The sequence below is a fragment of the Bacillus sp. LR--39 genome (genome assembly GCF_053613335.1).
Genome location: NZ_JBSIOT010000788.1, coordinates 1 through 744 on the forward strand (window position 1 = coordinate 1; position 744 = coordinate 744).

At 46.1% G+C, this 744-nt stretch carries 1 protein-coding gene; it reads right to left on the bottom strand.

Annotation, left to right across the window (positions count from 1 at the left end; all coding sequences use genetic code 11):
* Positions 1 to 671, bottom strand: a 671-nt coding sequence (locus tag ACWHAR_RS26545; protein ID WP_452088358.1) for a PTS sugar transporter subunit IIA, incomplete at its 3' end; no start/stop codon positions are given.
* Positions 672 to 744 lie beyond the last annotated feature (73 nt).

Genomic DNA, 744 nt, shown 5'->3' on the forward strand with positions numbered 1-744 from the left:
GCAATGCAAAACAAAAGCCTTACCGGATACTGCTCATCATCCAAAAAATAGACCGGCTCCTTCAGTTTCAGGAGACTCATTCCCACCTTTTGGACGCCCTTTTCAGGTCTTGCATGAGGGATGGCAATCTCGGGGCCGATAATCATATAAGGTCCCATCGTTTTGACATTGTCGATCATGGCATCCGTGTATTCCTTCAAGATCACCTCCTTATCAAGCAAAGGCTTTGCCGCTGTTTGAATCGCTTCTTCCCAGCCTTTGATTTGGTCGGCCATTTGAATGGTTTCATCTGTCAGAAGATCTTTCAGCACTGGTCGTTTCCCCCTTGTTTCCGTCACTTTTTGAACAAATGCAATATTTTTCAATGATTCTCTTAGTCCTTTTTCATCTATGATTTTGGCGTGCTTCTTGAGGATGTGAAGAAATTCGTCTGTCAAAAGCTCCCTTTGCTTCACACCGAACATTTCCTGATACACTTCATTGACAAGCCTGCTTTTTTCAGCGGGCGTCATCAGCGGCCTGACCATGTAGTATCGCTTTTTGGTTTTCAGCTCAACGGTGGAAAACACGGCATCATAATGATCAAAGACGTCAGGTGTGAATTCCTGCAAAGACATCGCTTTCTCAACGACAATCTCTGAAAATAACGATTCAAGCTGGCGCCTGACCATTAAGGATGAGCTGACACCGCTCGGACAGACGACGACTGCCGTCTTTTTGGATGACCCGGACTGCACCGGCTGC